The following is a 23,788-nucleotide window of genomic DNA, read 5'->3' as shown; positions in this document are numbered from 1 at the left end:
GCTGTCTCCTAATTTCAGGCTGGATTGGCGGCGCCGGCTGGGGCGCGGCCGCGTTCGATATCGTGCAAGAGGCCGCCCGGCCGGGTGTAGAACACCCAGGTCACGGCAAGGCAGAGCACATAGAAGCCCAGGAAGGCCCAGAGGGCGCCAATCGCCGATCCGGTCAACGCGATCGAACTGCCATAGGCCTTGGGAATGAAGAACCCGCCATAGGCACCGATCGCGCTGGTAAAGGCGATGATCGCAGCGGATTCGCGGTCGGACTGGCGGCGGCGCTCTTCGGGCGAAAGCTGGGGCTCGAGCCGGTCGACCTCTTTGCGCATGATCACGGGGATCATCTGGAAGGTCGAAGAGTTGCCGACCCCGGTAAAGAAGAACAGCGCCATGAAGCCCGCGAAGAAGCCGACAAAGGACAGCGCCTGCAGCGAGAAGATCACCACCGCAACCGAGGCGATCATGCCGGCGAAGACCCAGAAGGTCACCCGCCCGCCGCCGACACGGTCGGACAACCAGCCCGTGCCCGCGCGGCTGAGCGCACCGACCAGCGGACCAAGGAAGACGAATTGCAGCGCGTTCACTTCGGGGAAGGCCAGTTTGATCAACAGCGGGAATCCCGCCGAGTAGCCGATGAAGCTGCCGAAGGTGCCGATATAAAGCACGCACATCACCCAGTTGTGCAGCCGACCAAAGATCACCGCCTGTTCGCGGAAGCTGGCGCGCGCATCGGCAATGTCGTTCATGCCCAGCCATGCCGCGATGGTCGAGGCAAGAATGAAGGGCACCCAGATAAAGCCTGCGTTTTGCAACCACAGCTGGCTGCCGTCCGAAAGCTCTTTCGGTGCGCCACCCATGGCGCCGAAGACGCCGGCGGCGATGACGATCGGCACCAGAAACTGCATGATCGAAACACCGAGGTTACCCAGGCCAGCGTTCAGCCCCAGCGCGTTGCCCTTTTCCGCTTTCGGGAAGAAGAAGCTGATGTTGGCCATGGACGAGGCGAAGTTCGCACCACCCAGCCCGCACAGCAGCGCCAATGCCACGAAGATCACATAAGGGGTTGAAGGATCTTGCACCGCATAGCCGATGCCCATGGCCGGGATCAGCAGCGAGGCGGTCGAAAGCGTGGTCCACAGCCGTCCGCCAAAGATCGGCACCATGAAGCTGTAGAAGATGCGCAGCGTCGCGCCCGACAGTGCCGGAAGCGCCGCCAGCCAGAAAAGCTGATCTTGCGAGAATTCAAAGCCGATCAGCGGCAGTTTGGCCACGACCATCGACCAGACCATCCAGACCGAGAAGGCCAGCGTCAGCGCCGGGATCGAAATCCACAGGTTGCGGCGTGCGATCTTGCGGCCTTTTTCCGCCCAGAAAGTCGCGTTCTCGGGGCGCCAATCATCCAGCACACGGGGCATTACCGTGCGTTCTGGGTCATGCACCTCGGCCAGTTCGGGAAAGTTCGGCAACCGGTCCAAGGCCCTGCCCTGCGCCCGGTGCTCCATCGCGCGGATCGACGAATGCATCCATACCAGCGACACGATGACGATCAGGAAAAGCAGCGCAAAGGACGAGGTCCAGATGCCGGTCAGGTCCAGCAGCGCGCCAAAGATGATCGGCAGGATGAACCCACCCAAGCCACCGATCATGCCGACAAGACCGCCGACCGAGCCGACGTGGTTCGGATAATAGACCGGGATATGCTTGAAGATCGCCGCTTTGCCGAGGCTCATGAAGAAGCCAAGCGCAAAGAGGGTGACGACAAAGGGCCACAGCCCCATCTCGGTCGAGAAGGAAATCAGCCCGTCCTTGCCGCGGATGGTGTAATCGGTCGGCGGATAGGACAGCATGAACAAGAAGAGCGCACTGAAACCAAAGGTCCAGTACATGACAGTGCGCGCGCCGAAACGGTCCGACAGCACGCCGCCATAGGCGCGGAAAATACTGGCCGACAGGCTGAAGGCAGCCGCAGCCATCCCCGCAATACGCAGATCGACGCCATAGACTTGCGTCAGGTAATGCGGCAACCACAGCGCCAGAGCCACGAAGCCGCCGAAAACAAAGAAATAGTAAAGCGAGAAACGCCAGACCTGCACGTTCTTCAGAGGTGCGAATTGCTCGGCCAGGCTGGGCGCGGCAACACCTTGTGCGCGGCGGGCCTCGAAATCGGGATCATTGCGCGCAACCAGAAAGAAGACGACGCCCATCAGCGCGATGGCTACGGCCCAGACCTGTGCCACGGCCTCCCACCCCCAAGCCACCATGATGAAGGGGGCGAGGAACTTGGTCACGGCGGCCCCGACGTTGCCCATGCCGAAAATGCCAAGCGCGGTGCCCTGACGCTCGGCCGGGAACCATTTCGAGACATAGGCGACGCCGATGATGAAGGAACCGCCCGCAAGCCCGACGCCAAGCGCCGCCAGCAGGAAACCTGAATAGGTTTCGGCCCAGGTCAGCGCCCAGGTGGCAGCGCCGGCAAACAGCATCTGCAGGGAAAAAATCAGCCGACCACCGTAGCGTTCGGTCCAGACGCCCAGGATCAGGCGGGTCACCGACCCGGTGAGGATTGGCGTGGCGATCAGCACACCATATTCGAACTCGGACAGGCCGAGGTCTTTCTTGATGGTGATTCCGATGATGGAAAAGATCGTCCAGACGGCAAAGCACAGCGTGAAGGCAATGGTGCTCAGCCACAGCGCCTTTTGCTGCTGCGTCTGGGGATAGGAACGTGGGTCCGGCATGGCGGATGCTCCGATTGGGAATTTCGCGCGCGGTTTCTGCCTCTCACCCACCACAGCCCCCTTTGGACAAGTTTGATCTGAATCAACTTTCCAAAAGGGCGCCTGAAAAACCGACTGATTTTGAGTATTGCACGCACCAACTTGGGAAATCCGCAATCTCTCCCCTGACATATGCCGCGCCGTTAATAGGCAAATGCAGACATATTGATTGACAAAAATCAATAATTCTGCAAAGCAGAGGTCGATTCCTCAGCCACTCCAGCAGGACAGCCAACATGCGTGACGAAGACCGCAACGACATCCGCAACCTGGCGCTGTTTCGCAACATGGCCACCCCCGCGTTCGACGCGTTGATGCATGCGGCTTATGACCAGATCTTTCCGGCGCAACTGGAGCTTGTCCAGCAGGGCGAGGACGCGAACTTCCTGCATGTCCTGCTGGAGGGCGCAGTCGAACTTTACGCCAATTGGCAAGACCGGGATACGACCATGGCCGTGGTCCATCCGGTCACGACCTTTATTCTGGCCGCCTGCATGCGCGACGCGCCCTATCTGATGTCCGCACGCACCCTGCAACGGTCGCGGATCGTGCTGATTCCGGCAGTGGACGTGCGTGCGGCCTTTGGGCGCGACCACGGCTTTGCCCTTGCCGCGGTACAAGAGCTTTCCGAAGGATACCGCAACCTCGTGCGCCACGCCAAGAACCTGAAGCTGCGCAATGCCCGCGAAAGGCTGGGGGCCTATCTCTGGCAGCGATCTTTGGAAGAGGGGGGCACCCAGGGCTTCGTTCTGCCGCAGGAAAAGCGGTTGCTGGCATCTTATCTGGGCATGACGCCGGAAAGCCTGTCGCGCGCTTTCAAGGCGCTGCGCGATCATGGCGTGCATATCGACGGCATGCGCATCACCATTACCGACCCGGCAGCTCTCAAGGCGCTGGTCCAGCCCAACAACCTGCTGGACACCGCCCTGAACATTCCCTGAGCACCGGGGAATTCGATCGCAAGCGGCGGAGTGCGGCGGTCGCCCGTCGTCCCTAGATATGATAGCAGGAATGACGCAGCAGAAAGGTTCCTGCCATGGACCACGCCCCGATCCCGACCGAAAGCGATCCGCGCTGGCAGCATGTTCTGACGCGTGATGCGGCCGCCGATGGCAGCTTTGTTTATGCCGTGCGCACAACCGGCGTCTATTGCCGCCCCTCTTGCCCGGCGCGGCGGGCCAAACCGCAGAACGTGACCCTGTATCCCTCGCCCGCGCAGGCCGAGGCGGCGGGCTTTCGCCCCTGCCGACGCTGCAATCCAAAGGGCGCATCGGTGGCCGAGGCCAACGCCGCGCTGGTCGCCGCCGCCTGCCGCCTGATCGAGCAGGCCGAAACGCCGCTCTCGCTTCATGAACTGGCCGAGGCGGCGGGTATGAGTCCGTTCCACTTCCATCGTCAGTTCAAGGCGATTACCGGCCTGACACCCCGCGCCTATGCCGCCGCGCATCGGGCCAGCCGGCTGCGCGCCCAACTGGCCAAAGGAACAAGCATCACCGGCGCGATCTATGAGGCCGGCTTCAACTCGAACAGCCGGTTTTATGAAAGCGCCGACGGGATGCTGGGCATGACCCCCTCGGCATGGCGCAAGGGCGGCGTCGGGACGAGTATCCGATTTGCGCTGGGGCAATGCACGCTTGGCGCCATTCTGGTCGCACAAAGCCAGCGCGGCATCTGCGCCATCGCGCTTGGCGACGACCCCGAGGTCCTGCTGCACGACTTTCAGGATCGTTTCCCCGCCGCCACCCTGATCGGCGCCGATCCCGAATTCGAGGCTCTGGTCGCCCGTGTCATCGGCTTTGTCGAGGCGCCCGGCCTCGGACTAGACTTGCCGCTGGATATTCGCGGCACCGCATTCCAGCAACGCGTCTGGCAAGCGCTGCGGCAGATCCCGCCCGGCACGACCGCCAGCTACGCAGACATCGCGCGCAGCATCGGCGAGCCTCGGGCCAGTCGGGCCGTGGCTCAGGCCTGCGCCACAAACGGAATCGCTGTGGCCATTCCCTGCCACCGCGTCGTGCGCAGCGACGGGGGGTTGTCCGGCTATCGCTGGGGGGTGGAGCGTAAACGCGCGCTGCTTGACCGCGAGGGCGCGACACCAGCCACGGCGTAGCGCAATATATATAAGGTATGGCGGCCTGTCACACGGGCCTCTCCCGATGCGACAAGCCGCCTAGCCGTCGACCTCAGGCCAGAATCCGCAACCGTGGCAGCGACGCAGCCGCCGCCCCCCAGGCAAGCAGCGCGCACAGCGCAATCGCCGGCACCATTGTCGCCACAGTATTGTCAAGGAAAGGCCCGGTTACGGCGATCATCACGCCCCCGGTCAGCATCTGGATCGTGCCGCCCAGCGAAGAGGCCAGGCCGGCAATATCGGGATGCGGGTCCAGCGACATGACCATCGCCGTCGGCATGACCAGCCCCAGACAGGCATTGGCCAGGAACAGACCGACAATCACAACCGCAAGCCCGTCAAAGCCCGACAATACCACCAGCGTCAGAACCAGCGCCATCGCGGCAAAACCGGTGATGGCCAGCGAGATCACCCGCTCCATCCCAAAACGCTCTGCCAGCCGGCCTGCGAACTGCGAGGCGCTGAAAAAGCCGATGGCGTTCACGGCGAAGGCCAGCGAAAACCCGGTCGGGCTCAGCCCGTATTGCCGCGTATAGACAAAACTGGCCGAGGCCAGAAACACAAAGAAACTGGCCATGCCGAAACCACCGATCATGGTCAGGCCCAGAAAGCGGCGATCCGACAACAGCCGCCGCGCCCCGGTCGCCATGGCGGACAGCCGCACGGGCCGGCGCCGCTCGGCGGGCAAGGTCTCGGGCAGCGCGAAGATGATCAGCGCCAGACTCAGCAGCGCGGCGGCCGCAAGCACGGCAAAAATCTCTCGCCAGCCGCCGACAGCCATCACCGCCGAGCCGGTGAGCGGTGCCAGCATCGGCGATACCGAGATCACGATCATGATCGCCGCCATCATCCTGGCCGCCGCGGGGCCGGTCGCCATGTCGCGGATCACCGCGCGCGGCACGGCCATCAGCGTTGCCGCGCCCAGCCCTTGCACGGCCCGGGCGGCGATCAACCAGCCAATCGTCGGAGCAAGGCTTGCCGCCACGGTGGCCACCAGAAAGATCGCGACACCAATCACCAGCGGTTTCTTGCGCCCGATCGCATCGGACATCGGGCCATAGATCATCTGCGCAAAGCCGAAGACGATGAAATACGAGGTCAGCGTCAACGCTGCCCCGGCCTCGGTCGTGCCAAGATCGCTGGCCACTTGCGGCAGCGCGGGTAAATACATGTCGATCGCAAAGGGACCGACGGCGGAAAGCAGGCCAAGAAGCAAGGCCATGCGGAACAGGGGATCACGCATCGGAGAACCTGTGAATATGTCAGATATAGGGAACGCGGGCGCAGAATCGCACCAGACTCACTCGCCGCCACGGCGCGTTACTTGCCATGCCTGCCGGGCAAGTGCAACCTTCACTCAGCGCACCCGGCAGGGATTGATAAATGTTTGTCGCATTTGGATTGGGTCTTTTCATGCCCGGCGGGTGCTATCAGGATGAAAGACAGTATTTTCGGATTCTGACGCGGAGCACGCGGATGAAAGCCTATCATTTGATTTTCATGGCGCAAATTGCCGGGCTTGTCGGGCTGATCGCCGCCGCCGTTCTTTATTGGTAGTAACCCGCCACCCGACGGCATGGGTTGACAGGTGCGCCTGACATGCAACATTGGCGCCATGAACAAAGTGGCTGATTGGTTGTCCCAAAAGAGCCCGGTCAGTCGGAAAAACGCCGCCGAAACGGTGTTCGAAGACCTGAGAGGCGCAATATTGGCCGGCCATTTGCCGGTCGGCATCCGGCTGCCTTCCGAGGCCAAGCTGGCCGAGCATTACGGCGTCAGCCGACCCATCATCCGCGAAGCCATGCGTTCGTTGCAGACGCTGGGCCTGACCCGCAGCCGCAGCGGCAGCGGCAGTTTCGTGATCGCGGACCGGCAATCCATCGAGCTTGCCTATGGCAATTACTCGGCGCGCGAACTGGTCGAGGCCCGTCCCTTTATCGAAATCCCCGCCGCCGGCTGGGCCGCCCTGCGCCGCAGCGACGAGGATATGGCCCGGCTTTTGCAGCTATGCGACAGCATGGAGCGGCAGGAGGATGCGTTGAAGTGGGTGCGGTTGGATTCGGATTTCCATTGCCTGATCGCCGAGGCCGCCCGCAACCGGCTGTTCGTCCGCATCGTCACCGACGCCCGCGACGCGCTGATGCGCCAGTCCGAACTGGTGAACCTGATGGCGGATCGCCGCATTACCTCGAATCACGAACACCGCCGCATCGCCGAGGCGATCGCCGCAGGCTCTGAGACCGAGGCCTGCACCGCCATGCGCGATCACCTGAACGAGGTCGAACAGACCATGTCCCGGATCATCAGCCAGCACCCCGCCAATTCGTGATCTTCCGGCTTTCCGGCAATCAGGGTAATGATCGGTCGACTTTCGGCCTTAACCCGCAAGATCATGCCGGCGCCGCCGATGGGTGGCTTGACCCTGCCGTCTGCTGTGATAATCGCAAGCTGTCAGACAGATTGTGGCAAAGCGGACAAGTCTGATCGGCCACAGATCTGCTAGGGAGGATTGCGCGACCCATGCGTGTCGGAACCAGACGGATTCCGTTGCTGGCTGTCCTTGCCACCGGCGGCACCATCGCCAGCAGCCAAGGCGCGGACGGCGCCGCCAGCCCGCGTCTGGGGGCCGGGGATCTGCTGGCGCTGCTGCCGCCCCTGGCGGTCGACCTGCGCCCGCAGGAGGTATTGGCCAAGGATTCGGCCAGTCTGACGCTTGCGGATATGCAGCGCATCAGCGATGCGGTGGCGGCGGAGTTGGCCGATCCCGACATCGCCGGCGTCATCGCGCTGCATGGCACCGATGCGATGGAAGAAACGGCCCTGTTGGTGCAGTTGCAGCACGCACCTCGTAAGCCGGTCGTATTTACCGGGGCGCAGTTCGCCTCGGACCATCCGCGCTCGGACGGGGCGCGCAATCTGGCCGATGCCGTCAATGCAGCGCTGCAACCACCACAGCAGGGCGGTGTGACATTGGCCTTTGGCGGTCGGTTGTTGCCGGTCTGGGGGCTTTACAAGTTCACCTCGGACGCGCCCGACGCCTTTCGTCGCGTTGCCGAGGAATGCGCAACCATAACCCGTCCCTTGCCCGCGTCGGTCGCAGACCTGCGCGTCGACATCGTCGCCACCCATCCCGGCAGCGACGGGCTGCATCTGGAGGCCAGCCTTGCCGCCGGCGCGCGCGGTATCGTTATCTCGGCGCTTGGTTCGGGCAATGCGACGCCCGAACTGGTGGGTGCAATCGCGCGCGCGCGTGCGCAAGGCGCCGTGGTGGTCGTGTCCAGCCGCGTGCCCGAAGGATTGCTGTCGCCGATCTATGGCGGCGGCGGCGGCGGGCACGACATGCGGCGTGCCGGCGCTATCCACGCCCGGCTTCTTCGCCCCGGTCAGGCGCGTATCCTGTTGGCGGCGATGCTGGCTAACGGCTGCTCCGAGGCAGAAATCGCCGAGGCCTTCGAGGCCGCACCCGAAACAGCCGTCTTATAACCTGCAGGCTTCGCGCTGTGGAGAGCCGGCAAAATGCCGGACGACCCGGCCTTCACCCAAAAGCTATCAGAATACAAAGGGCTCCACGACATTGCGGCAGGCAAGCGTAAAGGCATCCGCGACCAGCACCATGGGCGACAGATCCACATCCGAAGCGCCCTCGCGCAGCAAAGCCGCCATGCGGGCATAAAGCGCCGGATATTCGCCCATAATGGTGTCTTCGCCGCCCGCAGGTTGGCCGTCGATCTCCAGCAGGTTGCCCCCCAGCCACAGCGCCAGATGTCCGCCGTCGGTTTGAAACTCCATGTCCCAAGTCTGCTTGCCCTGTTGGCGAAAATCAAAATCTGCCGTGATGCCTTGGCTTAGTTGCAGCCGCGCCGCAATCGGGGCCTGACGGTTGGCAGGAACGTCCATTTCGCAGCCAGTCACATGCACCGGCTCGGGCAGGATATGGGTCAGGATCGACAGTGCATTTATGCCGGGATCGAAAACCCCCATGCCGCCCGCCGCAAAGATCCAATCCTGTCCGGGATGCCATGCCCGCACATCCTCGCGCCAGATGATCCGCCCGCTTTCGATGCGCCGCCCCTGCAGCCAGCGTTTCGCCGCTGCCACCGCCTTTGCCTCGCGCGAATGCCAGGTTGTAAACAGGGTTACGCCCTGCGCCCGCGCCAGCGCCTCAAGCGCCTGCACTTCGGCAAGCGTGGCTCCGGGCGGCTTTTCCAGCATGACATGCCGGCCGGCCCGCAAAGCCGCTTGGGCGGCGGCGAAACGCGGCACCGGCGGCAAGCAAAGCGAAACCACCGCGATATCCGGCCGGGCCGCGACCATCTCGTCCACCGAGGTAAAGCCCTCCACCCCTTCGACCCGGCCATGGCGCGAAACCGTGGCGGCCAGCTCCCAGTCGGGAGACGAGGAAATCGCCGGAACATGCTGGTCCAAAGCGATCTTTCCGATACCGACAAGCGCGATCCGCATCAGTGGCTGTCCTTTCCGACCTCGCGACCCCGGCAACCGCGCAGGAAGTCGAAATCGGCACCGGTCTCGGCCCCCTCGACGTGATCGTGGAACAATTGCGCATAGCCGCCCTGCGGTCGCGGCGCCGGGTTCTGCCATTCGGCCAGGCGGCGGGTGATCTCTGCCTCGGGCAGGTCCAGATGCAGCCGGCGGGCCGTCACGTCAAGCTCGATCATGTCACCAGTGCGAACGATTGCCAGGGGCCCGCCGCGCGCCGCCTCGGGCGACACATGCAGGACCACAGTGCCATAGGCCGTGCCGGACATTCGCGCATCCGAGATCCGCACCATATCGGTGATACCCTTGCGCAGCACCTTGGAGGGCAGGCCCATATTGCCGACTTCGGCCATGCCGGGATAGCCGCGCGGGCCGCACATCTTCAGCACCATGACGCAGGTCTCATCTATGTCCAGATCCTCGTCGTCGATACGTGCCTTGTAGTCGTCGATATCCTCGAAGACCACAGCGCGACCACGGTGGCGCATCAGATGCGGGCTGGCGGCCGAGGGTTTCAGTACCGCGCCATCCGGCGCCAGATTGCCGCGCAGCACCGCGATGCCGCCATGCGCGGTCAGCGGCTTGTCGGCGGGCAGGATCACCTCTTCGTTCCAGTTGCGCGCCTCACGCACCTCGTCCCAGATCGTGCTTCCCGAGACGGTCAGCGCATCGCGGTTCAACAGCCCAGCTTCGCCCAACCGCTTAAGAACGACCGGCAAACCACCGGCATAAAAGAATTCTTCCATAAGATACTGCCCCGAGGGCATCAGGTTCACGATGGTCGGCACGTCTCGGCCCAGCCGGTCCCAATCCTCCAAGGTCAGATCGACGCCGACCCTGCCAGCCAAGGCCAGCAGATGGATGACCGCGTTGGTCGAGCCGCCGATGGCACCGTTGGTGCGAACTGCGTTCTCGAACGCAGCACGGGTCAGCACGTCGCTGGGCTTCAGGTCGTCCTTGACCATCTGCACGATGCGCCGCCCGGTCAGTTGCGCCATGACGCGGCGGCGGCTGTCGACTGCCGGGATCGCGGCATTGCCCGAAAGCGCCATCCCCAGCGCCTCGGCCATGCTCGCCATGGTCGAGGCCGTGCCCATGGTGTTGCAGGTGCCGGTCGAGCGGCTCATCGACGCCTCGGCCTCAAGAAACTCGGCCTGCGTCATCTCGCCGGCCTTTACGGCCTCGGAGAACTTCCACAAATGCGTGCCCGAGCCGATGCGTTCGCCCTGAAACCAGCCGTTCAGCATCGGCCCGCCCGTGACGACGATCGAGGGGATATCGGTCGAGGCCGCGCCCATAAGCAGGCTGGGGGTGGTCTTGTCGCAGCCCACCAGCAGCACCGCGCCGTCGATGGGCTGGCCGCGCATCGCCTCTTCGACCGCCATGGCGGCAAGGTTGCGATACATCATCGCGGTTGGGCGATAACTGTTTTCACTGGCCGAGAACACCGGCACTTCCAGAGGAAATCCACCGGCCTCCCAGACGCCGGCCTTCACCTTTTCCGCAAGCTCGCGCAGATGGCCGTTGCAAGGCGTCAGGTCGGACCAAGTATTCAGGATACCGATAACCGGCCTTCCATCAAATAAATCATGCGGATATCCCTGATTCTTCAACCAACCTCGATGATAGATCGTGTCACGCGATTGACCGCCGTACCAATGCTGCGAGCGCAGTTTGCGCGGCCATGGCGCGGGGGTGAACGGCTTGGTCATTACAGCACCTCGACGCGGGTCAGGGGTTCGCCGGGTGCGTCCAGCACCACCGGGTTGCGCAACGGCAAACCGAGCGCGGGGGCTTCGATCTCGAAGATATCGTCCGGCTCAACCCGGATGCCATCGGCAAAGGACAGGGTCGCGGTGCCGAAGAAATGTACATGCACGTCGCCCGGTTGGCGAAAGATCGGATACTTGAAATGGTGATGCTCAAGATTGGCGAGGCTGTGCGACATGTTCGCCTCGCCTGAAAGAAACGGTTTTTCCCACAGCACCTTGCCTTGGCGCAGGATGCGGCTGGTGCCTTGGACATCGGGCGGCAGATCGCCCAGACGCAGCTCGGGGCCAAAGCTTGCGGGGCGCAATTTGGAATGGGCAAGCCACAGGTAGTTGCCCCGCTCGGTCACATGATCCGAGAATTCGTTGCCAAGCGCAAAGCCCAGCCGAAAGGGTGTGCCGTCCGGCCCGATCAGGTAAAGCCCGGCGATCTCCGGCTCTTCTCCGGCATCGAGCGCGAAAGCAGGCGAGGTCAGCGCGCGGCCCGGTGCGGCGACCGCATGTCCGTTGCCCTTATAGAACCATTCGGGCTGCACACCCACCTCATCCCGGCGGGGCTTGCCGCCCTCCAACCCCATGCGGAACATCTTCATGCTGTCGGTCAACTCACCCATGTCGGGTGCGCCATGCATGGCGTCCCGCGTCGCCGCCGAGCCCAGATGGGTAAGCCCGGTGCCGGTCAGCAGCATATGGGCGGGATCGGGGTGATCAAGCGGCGGCAGGACACGTCCCTCGGCCAGCGCCGCCTGCAGGTCTACTGTCGCACCCTGTCCGCGCTGCGCGACCTCATCAGCCAGTCCACGCCCCGCGACAATGGCTGCGAGCGCCAGTTCACGCGTGGTTTCCGCGGACGGAACCAGATGCGCCTGCACATCGTCGCGCCGCAGGGCGACGGCGCGCCCTCCGTCCGGCAAAAGCAGTTGCGACAGAAACATGGCTGGACCCCCGTTACGATCGGTCAGACTGCCGGGGCGTGCCCATGACACGGCAGCATAGATGCCCCTTCCTGACGGTTGCGCTTGATCTAGCCATGAAACAACATGATGGTAAAATTACATCATCTGCAATTTGCATATCGGAATTGTCATAGCCTTGCCTCCTGCCCGCCTGATGCTGAAGCCCGCCCAGTTGCGTCTGATCCAGCAGATCGCCGAGAGCGGTCAGCTACAACTTGCGGCCGAGCGGGTGGGCATGACCCAGCCCGCCGCCTCGCGCATGCTGGCCGAGATCGAGAACCAGATCGGCGCGCAGCTGTTTTTGCGCCAGCCCAAGGGCATGGAGCCCACCGAGATCGGCCGGGCGGTTCTGCGCCGTGCCCGCGTGGTCCTGCGCGAGATGTTCAGCATGGCGGCGGATGTGCAGGCGCTGCGCGAAGGGGTCGGCGGCGCACTGCGGGTCGGCGCGGTGACGGGGCCAGCGGTTAGCTATCTCGTTTCGGCCATCCGCGAGATCAAGCAGGACGCTCGGGAGGCCGACATCACCGTCGATGTCATGCCGTCACGCGAATTGCTGCGGCATCTGGCGGCGGGGGAAATGGATTTCGTGCTGGCCCGTATCTTGCCGGAATTCGACAGTCAGGATTTCAACATCCTGCCGATGCGCGACGAGAAGGTGGCCTTTCTGGTGCGGGCCAGCCATCCGTTGGGCCGTTCGGCCTCGGTCACGCTGACCGAACTGGCCGGGCAAGAGTGGATCATGCAGCAACGCGGCGCACCGATCCGCGAGGCGGCACTGGCCGCCTTTGCCGGTGTCGGCCTGTCCGAGCCGACGAATATCGTCAACAGCCCTTCGCTGCTGCTGACCATCGCCTATCTGGCGCAAAGCGACGCGGTTGCGCCGATGTCCGAGGAAGTGGCGGAACTGCTGATCCGGCCCCCGGTCGGGGCGGGGTTCACCATGTTGCAGGTGCCGCATGAGATCCGTGTTTCGCCTTATTACCTGCTGGACCTGAAACGCCGGCCCCTGTCGCCGCTGGCGATGCGGCTGCGGGAAAAGCTGGTGGCACTGTCAAAGAGCGCGGTTCGCGAGGCATTTGGCTGAACCGGCATGAACGGGACCGTTGCATGGGTATTTGGGCAACGAAGAAGCCCGGCGCCGCGCGGTTTGGCAGCGCCGGGTGGTGTTTTTCAGGCGTTTTGCAGGCCGCTTTCGTCCCGGCTTTGCAAGACGGCCTTGTCGGTCTGGCCGAGGATCTGGGACGTGACCGTGCCCGCGGTCATCGAGCCCGAGACATTCAGGGCCGTACGGCCCATGTCGATGAGCGGTTCGACCGAGATCAGCAGTGCCACCAACGTCACCGGCAAGCCCATGGCCGGAAGCACGATCAGCGCCGCCATCGTGGCCCCGCCGCCCACGCCCGCGACCCCGGCCGAGGACAGCGTGACGATGGCCAGGAGCGTCATGATCCAGGCCGGATCGAGCGGATTGATGCCCACGGTCGGTGCGACCATCACCGCCAGCATCGCCGGATACAGCCCGGCGCAGCCGTTCTGACCGATGGTCGCCCCGAACGAGGCCGAGAACGAAGCGATGGTCGGCGGCACGCCCAGCCGGCGGGTCTGGATCTCGACGTTCAGGGGGATGGTCGCGGCGCTGGAGCGGCTTGAGAAGGCAAAGCTGAGCGCCGGGACGATCTTGCGAAAGAAGGTCAGCGGGTTCACCCCGGTCAGGGTCAACAGCACGCCATGCACCACGAACATGATCGCGAGACCCACATAGGAGGCGATGACGAACTTGCCAAGACTCAGGATATCGGCCGCGTTAGAGGTCGCCGCCATCTTGGTCATCAGCGCCATGACGCCATAGGGGGTTAGAATCATGATCAGCCGCACCAACTGGCCGATCCAGGCCTGCAGGATATCGATCAGGTTCAGCAGGCTGCGGCCTTTTTCCGGGTCGCGGCGCAGCAGGCGAATGGCGGCGACGCCCAGGAAAGCGGCGAACACCACCACCGCGATGATCGAGGTCGGGTTGGCCCCGGTCAGATCGGCAAAGGGGTTCTTCGGGATGAAGGACAAAAGCAGTTGCGGCACCGTCAGATCGGCGACCCGGGGCGCATAGTTGGTTTCCAGCGCAGTCAGCCTAGCGGTTTCAGCCGCGCCCTGAGCGAGCCCTTCGGCAGTCAGGCCGAAGGCCAGCGACATGACCACGCCGACAAAGGCCGCGATCGTCGTGGTGATAAGCAGCGTGCCAAGGGTCAGCACCGAGATCCGCCCAAGCGCCGAGGCGTCATGCAGCCGCGACACTGCGCTGAGGATCGCCGCAAAGACCAGCGGCATCACCACCATTTGCAGCAATTGCACATAGCCGTTGCCGACCACGTTGATCCAGTCGATCGTGGTTTGCAGCATCGGCGAGTCGTTGCCATAGACAAGTTGCAGCCCGATCCCGAACAGTGTGCCCAGGACAAGGGCGATGAAGACCCGCACCGACAGCGACAGTTGCCCGCCTTGCAGGCGAACCAGCGCGACAATCAGCGCGGCAAAGATCAGAAGGTTGATAAGGACGGATGCCATCGCGCATCTCCGGCAATTACAGATTGACCCATCAAGCCATAATGCACGCCCGGCGTATAGCCATGGCCCGCGCCGACGTCGCACGGTTTTGCGGTCATCCGCTGATAAAGGAAGCCCGGGCACAGGCTGCAGGTGCCTTGGTGGGCCCGGGCAGCCAAATATTATACGCCGCGTTGAAGCTGCATGTTGATCTCAAGGATTATACCCGCAGCCTTGCCAGAGTAGCCTGCACCGGTCCGATCACTGCGCCCCTTGCCCCTTTGGCTTTCCACCCCGAGAACCCGTTGCTGCCAGCTATGGGCGTGCAATGCGCGGCGCTGGCGTGCATAAGGCCGCCACCCCGCGCATCGCGCCGGACGAACCACCTGAGAGCGATTTTCACAAGGAGAAAACCATGCTCACCATCACCCGACTCGACCAGGCGGACGCGCGTCTGCTGATTGCAGGCGCCGAGGCTCATGCCCGCGAGATCGGCGTCCCCATGTGCATCGCCATCACCGATGAAAGCGGACAGCTTGTGGCCTTTTCGCGCATGGACGGCGGTAAGGTGACCTCGGCGACCATCGCCATAGACAAGGCCTTTACCGCAGCGGCGGCGCGCAAGGCCACGCACGAATATGGCGCCGCCAGCCAGCCGGGCGCACCGGCCTGGGGGATTTCCTCGGCTATCGGCGGCCGGCTGATGGTGGTGGGCGGCGGCCTGCCGGTGGACCATGACGGGCAGACCGTGGGTGGCATCGGCGTGTCTTCGGGCACCCCGGCGCAGGATCAGGCCGTAGCGCAGGCCGGTCTCGATCATTGGCTGGCGCAACGGGGATGACCCCGTAAAGCAGGTCGGGGCACGGGCAATGCCCGGCCCCGCTTGCGCCCTGCCGCGCAAAGGGATAACAGCGCGCGTTTTGCGGACAGGGGCTCAGGGATGCAGAACGACATACTCGCAATCGATTTCGGGACCTCGAACTCGGCCGTCGCAATCCTGCACCAAGGCCGGCCGCGGCGTATCGCCATCGAAGCGGACGGCGAGACCTTGCCCACCGCCGTCTTCTTTCCTGCTCGCGGCGGCATGCGGATCGGCACGGCCGCGGCAGAGGCGCTGACGCAGGGCGCCGAAGGCCGCTATATGCGGGCGCTGAAAAGCGTGTTGGGCACGACGCTTTTCCATGAATCGCGGCTTATCTCGGGCAAACGCCGCACACTTGCCGAAATCGTCACCGCCTTTCTGGTCACGTTGCGCGAACGGGCAGAGACTGTAACGGGCCGGGGCTTTCACCGCGTGCTTTCGGGCCGGCCGGTGCATTTCCACTCGAATGACCCCACCCGCGACGCGCAGGCCGAGGCAGATCTACGCGGCTGCTATCTGGCGGCCGGCTTTGACGAGGTCGCCTTTCTGGCCGAGCCCGAGGCCGCCGCACTTGCCAGCCACGGGCTGGGCCGGGCAGGAGAAATCGGGCTGATCGTGGATATCGGCGGCGGCACCTCGGATTTCTCGGTCTTTCGCAGCGGGAATGAAGGACTGGAGATTCTGGCCAATCACGGCATCCGGCTGGGGGGAACCGATTTCGACCAGCAAATCTCGCTGAACCATGCCATGCCGGCCTTGGGGCATGGTGGAAAGTTGCGGCGCGTGATGGGGCCGGGTCTTTTGCCGGTGCCAAATGCGATCTATGTCGATCTGGCAACCTGGGCAAAGATCCCGTTTCTGTATGTGCCCGAAACACGGCGCATGGCCGCGGATATGGCGCGCATGGCGGTGGATCGTGCCGCCATGACCCGCCTGATCACCGTGCTGGACGAGGAGTTGGGCCATGAACTGGCCTTTGCCGTCGAACGCGGCAAGATCGCTGCGAACGGTGGCGAGGGCGCGCAGATCGCCATGGGCTTTATCGAGCCGAGGCTGGCGCCGGCGATCTCGCCCGCCTCGCTGAACGAAGCTTTGTCAGGCTATCGCACCGAACTTCACGACGCTGCGGCCGAGACGCTGCGCATGGCCGGGATCGCACCAGCACAGGTCGGCAGCGTGATCCTGGTCGGCGGCTCCAGCCTGATGGGTCTCGTCGCCGCCGAAGCCCTGCGGCTTTGCCCCGAGGCGCAATTGCTGCGCTCGGAAGCTTTTACCGCGGTGGTGGACGGGCTGGCGCTGGCGACGGCGCGTTAACGCTTGGCCGGTTTGCCCGGTTTCGGGCCGGCGCGGAACGGTTTGTCCCCCGCTGCCTTACCCTGCCAGCCGCCCGCAGCCTTATGGGACTTGAAACCGGCGGCACGTTTGGGGCGTGCCTCGGCACCCTCGGTGCGGGCCGGCCGGTCGTCGCGCGGCGCGGCGCCATGGGACTTGGATCCTGCCGCCCGCGGGGCAGCTTTCGGCGCGGTTTTATGCGCCTGCTTCTTTTCCATGCTCCAGCGCGCCTTGCGGGGCGCCGCGGCCGGCTCCGTCACCGGCGCGATCTCCGTCACCACCGTCTCGGGCGCGGGTCGGGCGGCGCGGGGTTTCACGTCGTCGGGGTCCAGCAACGCCGGGCGGCGGGCCGGTTTGGACTTGGGTTTGGTCAGAGGCTCGACCGGCTCGGGGCGCGGGGCACGCGGGGTCGCGGCGCGATAGGGTTTTTTCTCGCGCTCGGGCGGCGGAGCGTCGAATACCGGCTCACCGTCGATCCGGCGCATGGTCAGGCCGGGTTCCAACTCGATCAGGTCGCCAAATTTCGGAGCCAGAGGCGCGGAGATCTGCACAAAGGTCTGCTCGGTCTTGACCCGGATCGCGCCGATGGCGTCGCGGGTGATGCCGCCGGCCTCGCAGATCTTGGGCAAAAGCCAGCGGGCCTCGGCCCGGCCGGAATGGCCGACCGACAGCAGAAACCAGACCGCAGGACCGAATTCACCCCGGTCACGCGGCGCGGCGGGTGTGGGAAGGGTGTTTTCGGACAGTTCCTCGGGCGCCGGACGACCTTCACGCCACATCCGCACGAAAGCCGAGGCGACCTGTTCGGCACCAAAGCGTTCCAGCAGCGACGCGGCAAGCGCGGCCTCGTCACCCGGCGCTTCGGCCAGCGCGGGATGTTCCAGCAGGCGCACGTCGTCGCGGGCCTGCACATCGTCGGCCGAGGGCGCCTTGCCCCATTCCGCGACCAGCTTGGCGCGCTGCAGCAGCCGCTGCGCCCGCTTGTATTCCGCCGCAGGGACGATCAGGACCGACGTGCCCTTGGCCCCTGCCCGGCCGGTGCGGCCCGAGCGGTGCAGCAAGGTATCGGGGTTCGTCGGCAGGTCGGCGTGGATCACAAGTTCCAGTCCCGGCAGGTCGATGCCCCGTGCGGCCACGTCGGTGGCGATGCAGACCCGGGCCCGGCCGTCGCGCAGGGCTTGCAGGGCGTGGCTGCGCTCTTGCTGGCTCAACTCTCCCGACAGGGCCACGACCTTGAAGCCGCGATTGCCCATGCGCGCCAACAGGTGGTTCACGTTGGCGCGGGTCTTGCAGAAGATGATGGCGCGGCTCGCCTCGTAATAGCGCAGGGTGTTGAAGATGGCGTGCTCGCGGTCGCGGGTCGTCACCGACAGGGCGCGATATTCGATATCGACGTGCTGACGGGCCTCTCCGATGGCCTGAATGCGCAGGGCATCGCGCTGGAAGTCGCGGGCCAGCGCCTCGATGGCTGGCGGCACGGTGGCCGAGAACATCAGCGTGCGCCGTTCCGCAGGCGCAGAGCCAAGAATGAACTCCAGATCCTCGCGGAAGCCGAGGTCGAGCATTTCATCCGCCTCGTCCAGCACGCTGGCGCGCAGCGCGGTCAGGTCCAGCGAACCGCGCTCGATATGGTCGCGCAACCGGCCGGGGGTGCCGACGACGATATGCGCGCCGCGTTCAAGCGCCCGACGCTCGGTGCGGTAATCCATGCCGCCGACGCAGGTGGCGATGCGCGCGCCCGCCTGTTCGTAAAGCCAGCCCAGTTCGCGTGCGACCTGCAATGCCAGCTCGCGCGTCGGCGCGATGGCCAGCGCCAGCGGCTGTCCCGCCACGGGCAATGCCGCGCCGTCAAGGATGTCGCCGGCCATGGCCAGTCCGAAGGCCACCGTCTTGCCCGAACCGGTCTGGGCCGAGACCAATACATCGCGGCCCCGCGCCTCGGGCGCCAGCGCCGCTTGTTGCACAGTAGTCAGGCTGGCATAGCCCTTGGCCGCCAGCGCCGCGGCCAAAGGCGCGGCAATATCATATTCGTTCATGTTCTTCGCCAAAAAGGGGATGCGTGGCATCCGGGTGAAGGCACCATTCCCCTTTGCGGCCGGGCTCTCCCCACGGGCCCGCCGGCCCGGAACGCGGAGCCAAGCCGCCCGCCTATCCTGTCACGACCCGCGAGTCAAAGCGAAACTCGGCATACCGCCAATTAGCACGACGTCACCATCAGGCCGGGGCACCACGCCGACCTTTCCCGTCAGATCACACCGCCTGCAAAGCTCTCATCCGCCAGAATCCCGATCAGCGCCTGCACGGCGCGGGTGCGATAGCGCTGCGGATTGGTCAGCAGGGAAAACGGCCGTTCGGCCCCCACCAGCGGCAGGGCGCGGATCCAGCCGGCTGCAGCCGGGCGCGCCACAGCGCGTTGCGACAGCGCCGCCAGACATTGGCTGGCCGCCACCGCATTCAGCACCGCCTCGTTCGAGGGCAGTTCCAACGCCAAAGACAGCGCAGCCACGTCAAGCCCCTGCGCCGACAGCCAGGTCTCGAACTCCGACCGCGTGCCCGAGCCCGGCTCACGCAGGATCCAGTTCTGCGTTTGCAGCCCGGCCAGAGGCACCTCTTCCAGTCCCGCCCAAGGATGATCGGTAGCCATGACAAGCACCAGCCGGTCCCGCGCCACCACCTGCCGGTGCAGATCGCCATGCGTCACCGCGCCCTCGACCAGACCCAGATCGGCGCCCCCCTCTTGCACCGCATCCGCGACATGGGTGGTGTTGCTGACGGTCAGGCGCAGTTCGATACCCGGATGCATCTCGCGTAGGGCCACCAGTCGCGGGGGCAGCCAATAACTGGCGACGGTCTGGCTGGCATGGACCCGCAACCGCCCGCGCGGCTCGCGGGCCAGATCCTCCAGCACCATCTCGGCCGTCTCGGCCCGGTCCAGCACCGCGCGTGCTTCGGCCATGAAGGCTTCGCCGGTTTCTGTCAGCACGATACGCCGCCCTACCCGGTCAAAGAACCGCACACCATGGCGTGCCTCCAACGCCGAAACGGCGGCGCTGACCGCCGATTGCGTCAAGTTCAGCGCCTCGGCCGCGCGGGTGACATGCTGCCTTTCGGCCACGGCAAGAAAGATACGGAGCTGTTCCAGTGTCATGCATGATCAATAAGTAAAATCGAATGATATGGCAAATACTATGCGATGGATTGAACATAGTTTCAGGACCATGTTCCAGTCCAGCACAAAGGAACGCGACGATGTCCTCGACCGACCATAGCCCGCAAACTTCTTCCTCATTGGGGGTGTGGTCTGGGGCGATCCTGCCGGGGCTGGGCCTGACTTTTGGCATCGCGGTCGTTGCCACGGCGGCGCAAAGGCTTTCCGGCATCCCGGCGCTTAGCCCGCTGGTGGTGGCCATGGTTTTGGGCATGGCGCTGCGCAACCTTTTCGGCACGCCCGAGGCCGCGCGACCGGGCATCGGCTTTACCCTGCGCCGTGTGCTGCGTTTCGCCATCGTGCTGTTGGGTTTTCAACTGACGCTGGAGCAGTTGCGCGCCGTCGGCCTGCCCGGACTGGCGGTAATTTCGGTAACGCTGGCCGCCACCTTCGTCTTCACCAAATGGGCCGGCAAGGCGTTGGGGGTCGAGGCCCGGCTTGCGGAACTGATCGCGGCGGGCACCTCGGTTTGCGGCGCTTCGGCGGTCATCGCGACGAATACCGTCACGCGCGGTTCGGACGAGGACGTAGCCTATGCCATCGCCTGCGTCACCGTCTTCGGCTCTCTCTCGATGCTGGCCATGCCGATCCTGGGCGGGATGATGGCGATGGCCCCTGCCCATTACGGCATCTGGATCGGCGCAACCATACATGAGGTGGCGCAGGTCGTCGGCGCAGGGTTCCAGCATGGCGCCGAATCCGGGCAAGCGGCCACCGTGGCCAAGCTAAGCCGGGTCATGCTGCTGGCGCCGCTGATCCTGACGCTGGGCGCGCTGGCGCGTCGGCGGGGCGGCAAGGCACAGGGTTCGGCACCTGCGCCGTGGTTCGTACTGGGCTTTATCGCCGTTGTTCTGCTCAACAGCGCCCTGCCCTTGCCCGAGGCGCTGCAAGTCGAGGTCGTGGACCTGACCGCCTTTCTGCTGACCATGGCGCTGGCGGCGATGGGGCTGGAGACCGACATCCGCAAGCTGCAGGCCAAGGGCATGCGACCGCTGGCGCTTGGTGCGCTGGCTTGGCTGTTCATCTCGACCCTTGGGCTGGGATTGGTGGCACTGATCTGACCGGCCGGCATTGAGCCGCCGCACCGCGATCCCTAGATTGGGCACGATCCGGCAAAGGACCGTACCCGTGGCATTGCAACCCGCCGACACCCGCCCGATGACCCGGCGCGAGACCGAGGTCCGCCGCTTTGTCCGTGCCCGCTACGGGTTGCGCGGCACGCTGGCACTGCATCGGCACGCCGTGGGGCTGGACCTTTTGCGCGCACCCGTCAACGTCATGCTGTCGCCGCTGTTTCTGCTGACGCGGCTGGGTGGGCCGCTCTTGCGCCGGATCGGGCTGGTGCGGGCCGGCAACTGGCTGGTCCGGCGCAAAATCTTTCTGAAATCCGACGTCGCCCAACGGATCAAGGCAGATCTTGACGGCCTGATCGACGATCTGGCCGCAAAGGGGCTGGCACCCAAGGCCCCGCCGGCCGCCGTCACCCGCGCCGTTTCGAACTATGCCGAGACGCGCAACGCGGTGGCCGAAATCACCACCTCGCTTCTGGTGCTGGCGGCGGGGATATGGCTGTTTCACCGGGCCACTCCGGGCGTGATCTCGCTGGCCGGGCCGGTCGCGCATCTGCGCGCCCAAACACAGGCGATCGAGAATTTCGCGCTGGGAAACTGGGCCGGCCGCATGTGGTATGGCACCTTCCCGCAAGAGCTTTCCAGCGCCGAGGTGGTGATGACCGGGATCGTTCTTGCCGTGCTGGCCTCGGTCGTGACGACCTTTGCCGGGCTGGTTGCGGATCCGATCCAGCTTTGGACCGGCATTCACCAGCGGCGGGTGCTGCGGCTGCTGCGACGGCTGGACCACACCAGCGACGTGCCGGAACTGGGGCGCGAACATGTGCTGGCCCGGCTGGGCGATCTGTCCGATGCGGCGCTGAGCCTGTGGCGCAGCTTCAAGAGCTAGGCCACAGCACGGTTTCGTCGATCTCGGCCAGATTGCGCCGCCCGGTCAGGGCCATGGCGACCTCCAGTTCGGCACGCAGGATGGTCAGCATATGCGCAACGCCAGCCGCACCCCCCACGGCCAGCGCATGGATCTGCGGGCGGCCGACCAGCACCGCCGAGGCCCCCAGCGCCAGAGCCTTCAAGGCATCGGTGCCGCGCCGGATGCCGCCATCGCAAAGCACCGGAACGCGCCCGGCAATCCGCCGGACCACCACCGGCAGCGCCTCTGCGGTCGCGGGGAGCGTATCAAGCGCGCGGCCGCCGTGGTTCGACACGATCACCCCATCCGCACCCACCTCGACGGCGCGTTCGGCATCATCGGGGGACATGATCCCCTTCAGCAGCACAGGCAGCCGGGTCTGGGCCTTTAACCAAAGAATATCCTCCCATCGCGGCGCGTGATCGAGCAGGCCAAGAAAGGTCGCCGCCCGCCCCGGCAACGCGCGGATCTGCGGCGGTCGCATCCCGTCCAGATTGACCGCCCGCAACCCCTCGGGCAGCGCGAAACCTGCCCGCACCTCGGTATTGCGGATGCCGTTCACCGGCGCGTCCACGGTCACGACCAGCGCGCGATACCCCGCCGCCTCAGCGCGACGGACAAGGGACAGCGTGTCAGCGCGCTCGGCCTGCATATAAAGCTGGAACCACAACGGCCCCTGCGCCTGCTGGGCAATCTCTGCCAGCGTCAGCCCGGCCTGAGTTGAAACGACCATCAGACTGCCCGTCGCCGCCGCACCCAGGGCGGTGGCATGTTCCCCCTCGGGGTGAGCAAGGCCGTGAAATGCCACGGGCGCCAACAGAAAGGGATGCGGCAATTCAAGGCCGAACAGGCGCAGATCGGTATTCGCGCCCCGCATGTCGCAAAGCAGGCACGAGTGCAGCCGCAGCCCTTGCCAGGCGCTCTGGTTGGCCTGTGCCGTCAGCCCATCCGCACCGGCCCCCTCGACATAGGCGCAAACCGGCGCCGGCAGGATGGCGGCGGCATAGCGCTGATAGTCGCTCAACGCCACCACATCGGGCGGGATGGGTTGCGTCAAATCTCGGACCAGTGGCGGATCATGTTGTGATAATGCGCGGTGATACCCGTCACGGCCGGATCGTCGTCCGGCAACATCGAGCGGATGCGCATGATCGACTGGTCAAGATCGTAAAGCATATGTCGCCGCCAATCATCCCGAACCATCGACTGCGCCCAGAAAAACGACGCCCAACGCGAACCCCGCGTCACCGGCGACACCGAATGCAGCGAGGTCGCGGGATAGACAACGGCATGGCCCGCCGGCAGCTTGACGCGATGCTCGCCATAGGTGTCATGCACGACCAGTTCGCCACCGTCGTAATCCTCGGGCGGGGTCAGAAAAACGGTGGTCGAGATATCGGTGCGGATGCGCTGGCCGGTGCCGGGGATCACACGGATCGAGCCATCGACATGCGCGCCGAAGGTCATGCCTTCGTCATAGCGGTTGAACATCGGCGGCAGCACATGCAGCGGCAACGCGGCCGAGGAATAGGTCGGGCTGCGTCCCAGGGCCCGCATGACGATGCCGCTGAGTTCGCGCGCCACGGGACTATCTTGGGGCACTTGCAGGTTGTTCTTGACCTTCGCGGCCTGATCGCCCGCAGTGCTGCGGCCATCGACCCAATCGGTGCCCTCAAGAACCTGCCGGATATAGGCGACCTCCTCGGGCGTCAGCAGGTCCGGGATTGTGACGAGCATGGGATTC

The 23,788-nt window shown here is 64.9% G+C and carries 20 protein-coding genes; 10 read left to right on the top strand and 10 right to left on the bottom strand.

Features of this window, described 5'->3' with window-relative positions:
- Positions 1-14: 14 nt before the first annotated feature.
- Positions 15-2,732 carry a nitrate/nitrite transporter gene (locus tag JWJ88_RS16320; RefSeq protein ID WP_205296744.1) on the bottom strand — a complete coding sequence of 906 codons (2,718 nt, stop codon included), beginning with the start codon at positions 2,730-2,732 and terminating at the stop codon, positions 15-17.
- 275 nt (positions 2,733-3,007) lie between these two features.
- Here JWJ88_RS16320 and JWJ88_RS16315 point away from each other — a divergent pair, with 275 nt between their 5' ends.
- Positions 3,008-3,712 (top strand): helix-turn-helix domain-containing protein, encoded by a 705-nt coding sequence (locus JWJ88_RS16315; RefSeq protein ID WP_205296743.1) that lies wholly within the window; start codon positions 3,008-3,010, stop codon positions 3,710-3,712.
- Between the two features lie 95 nt (positions 3,713-3,807).
- Complete coding sequence (gene ada, locus JWJ88_RS16310) at positions 3,808-4,881, top strand: bifunctional DNA-binding transcriptional regulator/O6-methylguanine-DNA methyltransferase Ada (protein WP_205296742.1); 1,074 nt, start codon at positions 3,808-3,810, stop codon at positions 4,879-4,881.
- Between the two features lie 73 nt (positions 4,882-4,954).
- Here the strand turns inward: ada and JWJ88_RS16305 are convergent, their stop codons facing one another.
- Positions 4,955-6,145: a multidrug effflux MFS transporter gene (locus JWJ88_RS16305; RefSeq protein WP_205296741.1), complete on the bottom strand. Its 1,191-nt coding sequence runs from the start codon at positions 6,143-6,145 to the stop codon at positions 4,955-4,957.
- A gap of 140 nt (positions 6,146-6,285) precedes the next feature.
- On the opposite strand from JWJ88_RS16305, the gene JWJ88_RS16300 reads away from it, so the two are divergent.
- From JWJ88_RS16300 to JWJ88_RS16290, 3 genes are all read left to right on the top strand, one after another.
- Complete coding sequence (locus tag JWJ88_RS16300) at positions 6,286-6,459, top strand: hypothetical protein (protein WP_205296740.1); 174 nt, start codon at positions 6,286-6,288, stop codon at positions 6,457-6,459.
- A 151-nt stretch (positions 6,460-6,610) separates the two neighbouring features.
- Positions 6,611-7,231, top strand: a complete 621-nt coding sequence (locus JWJ88_RS16295) for a FadR/GntR family transcriptional regulator (RefSeq protein ID WP_240200358.1) — start codon at positions 6,611-6,613, stop codon at positions 7,229-7,231.
- Positions 7,232-7,422: 191 nt separating this feature from the next.
- Positions 7,423-8,385 (top strand): asparaginase, encoded by a 963-nt coding sequence (locus tag JWJ88_RS16290; protein WP_205296738.1) that lies wholly within the window; start codon positions 7,423-7,425, stop codon positions 8,383-8,385.
- A 66-nt stretch (positions 8,386-8,451) separates the two neighbouring features.
- On the opposite strand, the gene JWJ88_RS16285 is transcribed toward JWJ88_RS16290, so the two are convergent.
- From JWJ88_RS16285 to araD1, 3 genes are read right to left on the bottom strand one after another with little or no spacing between them, the layout of a single operon-like run.
- Entirely contained in the window at positions 8,452-9,363 is a 912-nt protein-coding gene (locus tag JWJ88_RS16285; protein ID WP_205296737.1) for a Gfo/Idh/MocA family protein, read from the bottom strand.
- A complete protein-coding gene (gene araD, locus JWJ88_RS16280; protein WP_205296736.1) occupies positions 9,363-11,111 on the bottom strand; it encodes an L-arabinonate dehydratase in 1,749 nt (582 codons plus the stop codon). The genes JWJ88_RS16285 and araD overlap by 1 nt, the downstream gene beginning before the upstream one ends.
- Positions 11,111-12,103, bottom strand: coding sequence for an AraD1 family protein (gene araD1 / locus JWJ88_RS16275; RefSeq protein ID WP_205296735.1), 993 nt, complete (start codon positions 12,101-12,103; stop codon positions 11,111-11,113). The genes araD and araD1 overlap by 1 nt, the downstream gene beginning before the upstream one ends.
- A gap of 175 nt (positions 12,104-12,278) precedes the next feature.
- Between araD1 and JWJ88_RS16270 the strand changes: the two genes are divergently transcribed.
- Positions 12,279-13,208, top strand: coding sequence for a LysR family transcriptional regulator (locus tag JWJ88_RS16270; protein ID WP_240200357.1), 930 nt, complete (start codon positions 12,279-12,281; stop codon positions 13,206-13,208).
- 86 nt (positions 13,209-13,294) lie between these two features.
- Here JWJ88_RS16270 and JWJ88_RS16265 read toward each other — a convergent pair whose 3' ends face one another.
- Positions 13,295-14,683 (bottom strand): L-cystine transporter, encoded by a 1,389-nt coding sequence (locus JWJ88_RS16265; RefSeq protein WP_205296734.1) that lies wholly within the window; start codon positions 14,681-14,683, stop codon positions 13,295-13,297.
- 394 nt (positions 14,684-15,077) lie between these two features.
- On the opposite strand from JWJ88_RS16265, the gene JWJ88_RS16260 reads away from it, so the two are divergent.
- Both JWJ88_RS16260 and JWJ88_RS16255 read left to right on the top strand, forming a co-directional pair.
- On the top strand, positions 15,078-15,503 hold the full coding sequence (locus tag JWJ88_RS16260; RefSeq protein ID WP_205296733.1) for a GlcG/HbpS family heme-binding protein: 426 nt from the start codon (positions 15,078-15,080) through the stop codon (positions 15,501-15,503).
- 99 nt (positions 15,504-15,602) lie between these two features.
- Positions 15,603-16,838, top strand: coding sequence for an Hsp70 family protein (locus tag JWJ88_RS16255; RefSeq protein ID WP_205296732.1), 1,236 nt, complete (start codon positions 15,603-15,605; stop codon positions 16,836-16,838).
- On the opposite strand, the gene JWJ88_RS16250 is transcribed toward JWJ88_RS16255, so the two are convergent.
- Both JWJ88_RS16250 and JWJ88_RS16245 read right to left on the bottom strand, forming a co-directional pair.
- Positions 16,835-18,892 (bottom strand): DEAD/DEAH box helicase, encoded by a 2,058-nt coding sequence (locus JWJ88_RS16250; RefSeq protein ID WP_240200356.1) that lies wholly within the window; start codon positions 18,890-18,892, stop codon positions 16,835-16,837. The genes JWJ88_RS16255 and JWJ88_RS16250 overlap by 4 nt on opposite strands.
- A 209-nt stretch (positions 18,893-19,101) precedes the next feature.
- Positions 19,102-20,004, bottom strand: coding sequence for a LysR family transcriptional regulator (locus JWJ88_RS16245; protein ID WP_205296730.1), 903 nt, complete (start codon positions 20,002-20,004; stop codon positions 19,102-19,104).
- Positions 20,005-20,105: 101 nt separating this feature from the next.
- Between JWJ88_RS16245 and JWJ88_RS16240 the strand changes: the two genes are divergently transcribed.
- Together JWJ88_RS16240 and JWJ88_RS16235 are read left to right on the top strand one after the other, a co-directional pair.
- Entirely contained in the window at positions 20,106-21,125 is a 1,020-nt protein-coding gene (locus tag JWJ88_RS16240) for a YeiH family protein (RefSeq protein ID WP_205296729.1), read from the top strand.
- 67 nt (positions 21,126-21,192) lie between these two features.
- Positions 21,193-22,023, top strand: coding sequence for a DUF6635 family protein (locus JWJ88_RS16235; RefSeq protein WP_240200355.1), 831 nt, complete (start codon positions 21,193-21,195; stop codon positions 22,021-22,023).
- Here the strand turns inward: JWJ88_RS16235 and JWJ88_RS16230 are convergent.
- Complete coding sequence (locus JWJ88_RS16230) at positions 22,013-23,101, bottom strand: alpha-hydroxy acid oxidase (RefSeq protein ID WP_205296728.1); 1,089 nt, start codon at positions 23,099-23,101, stop codon at positions 22,013-22,015. The genes JWJ88_RS16235 and JWJ88_RS16230 overlap by 11 nt on opposite strands.
- Positions 23,098-23,781 (bottom strand): Fe2+-dependent dioxygenase, encoded by a 684-nt coding sequence (locus JWJ88_RS16225; RefSeq protein ID WP_205296727.1) that lies wholly within the window; start codon positions 23,779-23,781, stop codon positions 23,098-23,100. The genes JWJ88_RS16230 and JWJ88_RS16225 overlap by 4 nt, the downstream gene beginning before the upstream one ends.
- Positions 23,782-23,788 lie beyond the last annotated feature (7 nt).

The organism is Paracoccus methylovorus, assembly GCF_016919705.1.
Taxonomy (GTDB): Bacteria; Pseudomonadota; Alphaproteobacteria; order Rhodobacterales; family Rhodobacteraceae; genus Paracoccus; species Paracoccus methylovorus.
Note: the sequence above shows the minus strand (reverse complement) of the source record. Positions and strands in the feature narration are given on the sequence as shown.

What these genes read in the sequence shown, in the direction of transcription:
- JWJ88_RS16315 (WP_205296743.1), top strand. Translation starts at nt 3,008, where the DNA reads ATGCGTGACGAAGACCGCAACGACATCCGCAACCTGGCGCTGTTTCGC.
- JWJ88_RS16260 (WP_205296733.1), top strand. Translation starts at nt 15,078, where the DNA reads ATGCTCACCATCACCCGACTCGACCAGGCGGACGCGCGTCTGCTGATT.
- JWJ88_RS16290 (WP_205296738.1), top strand. Translation starts at nt 7,423, where the DNA reads ATGCGTGTCGGAACCAGACGGATTCCGTTGCTGGCTGTCCTTGCCACC.
- JWJ88_RS16250 (WP_240200356.1), bottom strand. Translation starts at nt 18,892, where the DNA reads ATGAACGAATATGATATTGCCGCGCCTTTGGCCGCGGCGCTGGCGGCC.
- JWJ88_RS16225 (WP_205296727.1), bottom strand. Translation starts at nt 23,781, where the DNA reads ATGCTCGTCACAATCCCGGACCTGCTGACGCCCGAGGAGGTCGCCTAT.
- JWJ88_RS16305 (WP_205296741.1), bottom strand. Translation starts at nt 6,145, where the DNA reads ATGCGTGATCCCCTGTTCCGCATGGCCTTGCTTCTTGGCCTGCTTTCC.
- ada (WP_205296742.1), top strand. Translation starts at nt 3,808, where the DNA reads ATGGACCACGCCCCGATCCCGACCGAAAGCGATCCGCGCTGGCAGCAT.
- JWJ88_RS16285 (WP_205296737.1), bottom strand. Translation starts at nt 9,363, where the DNA reads ATGCGGATCGCGCTTGTCGGTATCGGAAAGATCGCTTTGGACCAGCAT.
- JWJ88_RS16300 (WP_205296740.1), top strand. Translation starts at nt 6,286, where the DNA reads ATGTTTGTCGCATTTGGATTGGGTCTTTTCATGCCCGGCGGGTGCTAT.
- JWJ88_RS16270 (WP_240200357.1), top strand. Translation starts at nt 12,279, where the DNA reads ATGCTGAAGCCCGCCCAGTTGCGTCTGATCCAGCAGATCGCCGAGAGC.
- JWJ88_RS16255 (WP_205296732.1), top strand. Translation starts at nt 15,603, where the DNA reads ATGCAGAACGACATACTCGCAATCGATTTCGGGACCTCGAACTCGGCC.
- JWJ88_RS16240 (WP_205296729.1), top strand. Translation starts at nt 20,106, where the DNA reads ATGTCCTCGACCGACCATAGCCCGCAAACTTCTTCCTCATTGGGGGTG.
- JWJ88_RS16265 (WP_205296734.1), bottom strand. Translation starts at nt 14,683, where the DNA reads ATGGCATCCGTCCTTATCAACCTTCTGATCTTTGCCGCGCTGATTGTC.
- araD1 (WP_205296735.1), bottom strand. Translation starts at nt 12,103, where the DNA reads ATGTTTCTGTCGCAACTGCTTTTGCCGGACGGAGGGCGCGCCGTCGCC.
- JWJ88_RS16320 (WP_205296744.1), bottom strand. Translation starts at nt 2,732, where the DNA reads ATGCCGGACCCACGTTCCTATCCCCAGACGCAGCAGCAAAAGGCGCTG.
- araD (WP_205296736.1), bottom strand. Translation starts at nt 11,111, where the DNA reads ATGACCAAGCCGTTCACCCCCGCGCCATGGCCGCGCAAACTGCGCTCG.
- JWJ88_RS16245 (WP_205296730.1), bottom strand. Translation starts at nt 20,004, where the DNA reads ATGACACTGGAACAGCTCCGTATCTTTCTTGCCGTGGCCGAAAGGCAG.